The sequence below is a fragment of the Mesorhizobium sp. M7A.F.Ca.ET.027.03.2.1 genome, assembly GCF_003999175.1.
Classification (GTDB): domain Bacteria; phylum Pseudomonadota; class Alphaproteobacteria; order Rhizobiales; family Rhizobiaceae; genus Mesorhizobium.
Genome location: NZ_RZOM01000400.1, coordinates 1 through 5042, shown reverse-complemented (window position 1 = coordinate 5042; position 5042 = coordinate 1). Strand labels below are relative to the sequence as shown.

Genomic DNA, 5042 nt, shown 5'->3' with positions numbered 1-5042 from the left:
ACCATGATCGGAATGACGGCAATCATGATGATGATGGCGATGGTAGCGCCGCGGCCGAAATCGCCGCCGCCGCGGAACATCCAGTCGAACATCAGGTTGGCCAGCACCTGGCTGTTCCACTGGCCGTTGGTCATGGTCAGCACGATGTCGAACACTTTGAGCACCAGGATGGTGATCGTGGTCCAGACCACGGCGATGGTGCCCCAGATCTGCGGCACCATGATCTTCCAGAAGATCTGGAACGGATTGGCGCCGTCGATGACGGCGGCTTCCAGCGTTTCTTCGGGAATGCCGCGCAGGGCGGAAGACAGGATGACCATGGCAAAGCCGGTCTGAATCCAGATCAGGATGATCATCAGGAAGAAATTGTTCCAAAACGGCAGCGATATCCAGACCTGCGGCTGGCCGCCGAAATGCTGGATGATGGCGTTGAGGATGCCGATCTGCGTCTGGCCGTCGCCCCGATACTCGTAGATGAATTTCCAGATCACACTGGCGCCGACGAAGGAGATCGCCAGCGGCAGGAAGATCAGGCTCTTGGCGATCGTGCCCCACCAGATCTTGTCGGTGAGCACGGCGATGATCAGCCCAAGGAAGGTGCAGGCGGCCGGCACGACCGCCAGCCAGATGATGTTGTTGAGGATCGAGTTGCGGAACTCGCGATCGCCGAACGCCCATTCATAGTTCGCCAGGCCGACGAAATTGATGCCGCTGCGATCGAGGAACGACAGCCGCAGCGTCTCGACCACCGGATAGATCAGGTAAATGGTGAGGATGATCATCGCCGGGCCGACGAACAGCCATGGCCTGACCAGCCCTTGCCGGCGCAGATTGTCGATGGCCGCGGCACCCGCGACGCCGCGTGACGGGAATATCAGGTCGACCAGTTTGTTGGCGCCCCAGAAATAGGCGACGCAACCGCCGACCCCGACGATGATGACTGTTATGGCCGAGAAAATCTGAGCCGCCATGGGTCCCTCTCCCCCTGCGCATGACCCGACAAGGAATGACCTTGGTGACGGGGACCAGGCGCCGATTCAGTTGTTTGGAGCGCGTCATCGGCGGCTTGCGCACATTGCCGATCGCGCTTCATGTCAATGCGCTCATGACGAAAGGCTGCGGCACGGGCCGCCGTCTGATCCGGGCCAGTACGGCCCGGATCCAGTACGAGAACGGTGGTCGCTTACGTGCCGACCGCTACTTGATCGCGTCCCAGCTCTTCTGGATGTCGGTGGCGACGTCCTGTGCGGACTTGCCGCCGACCAAGTCGATCATGCCGGTCCAGAAGGCGCCGGCGCCGATCTTGCCGGGCATCAGGTCGGAACCGTCGAAGCGGAAAGTCGAGGCATTGGCGAGGATTTCGCCCTGCTTCTTCAGCGCGTCGCTGGCATAGGCATCCTTGTTGACCGACTTGAGCGGCGTCACGAAGCCGCCTTCGGCCATCCAGATCTCGTGGGCGAGCGGCATCTTCAGGAATTCGATGAATGCGCGCGCGCTCTTGCTGTCCTTGGTGATCATCGCCAGCGTACCGGCGCCGAGCACGGGCGTGCCCAGTTCAGGCTTGGAGGCATAAGGCGGGAAGTAGAAGAAGTCCGCGTCCTGGCCGACCTTGGTGCCTTCCGGGAAGAAGGTCGGAATGAACGATGCCTGGTGGTGCAGGTAGCATTTCGGCGGCACCGAAAAGAGGCCCTTCGGGCTGTCGCGGAAATCGGTCGCCGCGACCGCCTTGGCGCCGCCGTCGACCATCTTGTCGTCGGTCGCGATCTTACCGAAAATGTCGATGGCGTTGACCACCGCCGGATCGTTGAACGGGATCTCGTTCTTCACCCATTTGTCGTAGACCTCCGGAGGCTGGGTGCGCAGCATCAGGTCTTCGACCCAGTCGGTCGCCGGCCAGCCGGTGGCGCCGCCGGAGCCGAGGCCGATGCACCACGGCTTGCCGCCATCGGCGATGATCTTCTTTTCGAGATCGGCGAGTTCTTCCTGCGTCTTCGGCACCTTGTAGCCGGCTTCCTCGAAATTATCCGGCGAATACCAGACCAGCGACTTCACGTCGGCCTTGTAAGGGAAGGCGAAGAAGCCCGGCTTGCCGTCCTTGTCCTTAAAGGTGCCGAGATCGACCCATGACTGGCCGGCACCGTAATTGTCCTTGACCCATTTGGCGGTGTCGTCACCGAGCGGCGTCAAAAGGCCCTTCGACGCCAGGTCCTGGATGAGGCCCGGCTGCGGCAGCACGGCGATGTTCGGCGGGCTGCCGGCCTGCGTGTCGATGACGATCTGCTGCTCGTAATTCTCCGAGGAGGAGTATTTGATCTCGACGCCGGTGGCTTCCGAGAAATAGTCGAGAACGCCACGCACCAGGGCTTCGTCCTCGCCGCGCCACGGTCCGAAGATCGACAGCGTCTCACCCTTGAGGTCGACTTTCTTGAGCTCTTCGTAGTTCGCCCAGTTGAAGCGCTTGTCTTCGCCGGGCTTGAACTTCAGTTCGGCCTGCGCGGGCGCGTTCAGGGCGAACGTGGCAAACGCAGCACCCAGCAAAAGCATTTTCTTCATCGGTATTCCTCCCAGTGGGTCTCACACACCGGACGGAACCTCCATTCCGCCCGCCGACGCCGCAGGACTGTGACTCAGTCGGAAAGGAACCGCAACCTTTCGAAGAGTCTTCCAAAGCGCTTTGGCTTTCTCGATCACGCCATTGAATTGCTGGGAAGTCAAGAGGCCGGCGGATTAATCGATTTAGGTTCGCGCATTTGCACCCCTAAAAGTGCGCTGCAACATACTATTATGGCGATGCAGCAGCAGTTTTTGTTTCAAACACGCCCGAACCGCGTCTATGGTTCGGCTTGGTATGGCGCGGCCCCGGTGGCACTTGGGTCGATTCAATTTAAAAGCGCTTTGAGGGAATGGAGACCTTTCGTGAACCTCAAGCAGCTCGCCCATATGCTGGCACTTTCGCAAACCACGGTAAGCCGTGCGCTGAACGGCTATCCCGAGGTCAACGAGGAGACGCGCAGGCGTGTCATGGATGCCGCCAAGCGCCATGGCTATCGTCCCAATCCGAGCGCGCGCCGGCTGGCGACCGGCAAGACCGGCATGATCGGCTATGTCCTGCCGACCGGTGCGTCGGTCGACATCGATCCGCATTTCGTCGAGTTCCTGTCCGGCCTTGGTGACTATGCCCGTTCGCACGAGCTTGACCTTGTGCTGTCGCCGGCCGACGCCGACGACCAGGAGACGACCTACCGGCGCATCGTCGCCAACAGGCAGGTCGATGCCGTCTACATCTCCTCGCCAAGGCCCGCTGACCGGCGCGTGGCGCTGGTCAACACGCTCGGCATTCCCTTCATCGTCCATGGCCGCAGTGAGGGCTTCGACTTCGACTATGCTTTTACCGACATCGACAATGAGGGCGCCTTCCACGAGGCGGCCAGGCTGCTGATCCAACTCGGTCATCGGCGGCTGGCGTTGATCAACGGTGACGACCGCGAGACCTTCGCCATCCATCGCGAACGCGGCGTGCGCCGGGCGCTCGCCGCGAGCGGACTGTCATTGAGCGAACGTCATGTCTGCTCGGTCGATATGACCGAAGAGAACGGCTATCGCGCCACCAGGCGTTTGCTGGAAGAGGACGACGCGCCGACGGCGATCGCCTGCTCCAGCCTGATCATGGCGCTGGGCGTCGTGCGCGCCGTACGCGACCTCGGCCTGAGCATTCCGAGCGACGTCTCGCTGATCGCCCATGACGATGTCTTCCCCTGGCTGAGGCCGGAGAATTTCTCGGTGCCGTTGTCGACGACGCGTTCATCGATTCGTCTGGCCGGCGCCCGTGTCGCCGAGCGGCTGGCGGCGCGGATTTCAGGACTGGAGGAGGGCGCGCGAGGCGAGGTCTGGCCGGTCGACCTGGTGGTCAGGGGATCGGTAGCGGGGGCGCCTGCGTAGCTGGAGATCAAACCCATGCTCTGCGGGAACCGAGTTGAGACGCGACACCCGGTTTACCCAATCATGGATCGGCTGTGTCCAGTCCGTCACGAACGCCCGACGATGTGTTCGACAAGGCGGTGCGCCTCCTCGGCAATCGCTAATATTATGCCCGATTTGCGCGTGGAGGCGAAATCTAAGCCGGCGAAGTAGATACCTGGCTGCGCAGCCACGCCATCCTCATGAACGGGCCGTCCCCGCGAGTCGAGCACCCCAGGGAGGTTCACCCAACTGAAATCACCCCGGAAGCCAGTACACCACACCACGGTCGTTATGCCGGACACGGCAACATCAAGAGAACGAATAGTCGGGTCCGGCAGATATGCCGCGACAGTCTCCGCAGGATCGGGTTCCGAAACGGGAGCATCGATTCCGGAGCGACTGATATATTCGTCGATATAGCGTTTGACGTTGGCGGAGGCTTCATCCCCAAAACGAATATGGGCTTCGAGATCGTCGGCGAACGAGAGGCGGCCGCCTTCCTCGACGCCTGCGAACCGGCCCAGCAGCACGATACCTCGGGCGCTGAGCGCTTGGAGGCTAATGGTGCGTTCTGCCCCAAGCAGACCACGAGCCGGAATGCGTTCCGCAAGACGGATTATCTCCTCTCGACGCACGTCGAGAAACCCGCTCTCGACCAGCCACATCATAATGTGGCGACCTCGGTAGCTCCGAGAGAGTCTTCCAACCCGGCTTGTGGCAAGGAAGACCGTTCGGCCTGCTTCTGCCAAGTCCTCTGCGATCTGGCCACCCGACTGGCCGCCTCCGACAACCAGCACCGCTCCATCAGCGAGATCGGCGGCGCTCCGGTAATTGGAAGCATCGATCTGGCAGAGGCCGGGCGGCAGCGAACCGGCCCAAATTGGGCGCACCGGACAATTCAGGTCGCCGCTTGCGATCACCACGTTCCGCGCCAAAACTGTGCCGCGTGAAGTGGTTAGCCTATATTCGCCATTATTGTGTCCACTGGCGAGTTCGGTCACGGCAGTATCCTGTTCGACAGGGAGGCTGTGCCGCTTGGCGAAATCTTCGAGGAGTGCGACGAATTCGTCGCGCGTCAGGGT

The 5042-nt window shown here is 61.5% G+C and carries 4 protein-coding genes; 1 reads left to right on the top strand and 3 read right to left on the bottom strand.

Annotation, left to right across the window (positions count from 1 at the left end):
* Together EN750_RS18105 and EN750_RS18100 are read right to left on the bottom strand one after the other, a co-directional pair.
* Positions 1–971: sugar ABC transporter permease (locus EN750_RS18105; RefSeq protein ID WP_145967752.1), on the bottom strand; the 971-nt coding region annotated here is incomplete at its 3' end.
* A gap of 226 nt (positions 972–1197) precedes the next feature.
* Positions 1198–2553 carry an ABC transporter substrate-binding protein gene (locus EN750_RS18100; protein WP_127397231.1) on the bottom strand — a complete coding sequence of 452 codons (1356 nt, stop codon included), beginning with the start codon at positions 2551–2553 and terminating at the stop codon, positions 1198–1200.
* A gap of 363 nt (positions 2554–2916) precedes the next feature.
* Here EN750_RS18100 and EN750_RS18095 point away from each other — a divergent pair, with 363 nt between their 5' ends.
* Positions 2917–3939 carry a substrate-binding domain-containing protein gene (locus EN750_RS18095; RefSeq protein WP_127267792.1) on the top strand — a complete coding sequence of 341 codons (1023 nt, stop codon included), beginning with the start codon at positions 2917–2919 and terminating at the stop codon, positions 3937–3939.
* An 86-nt stretch (positions 3940–4025) separates the two neighbouring features.
* Here the strand turns inward: EN750_RS18095 and EN750_RS18090 are convergent.
* The coding region (locus tag EN750_RS18090; RefSeq protein WP_127397230.1) for an NAD(P)-binding domain-containing protein at positions 4026–5042 on the bottom strand (1017 nt) is incomplete at its 5' end.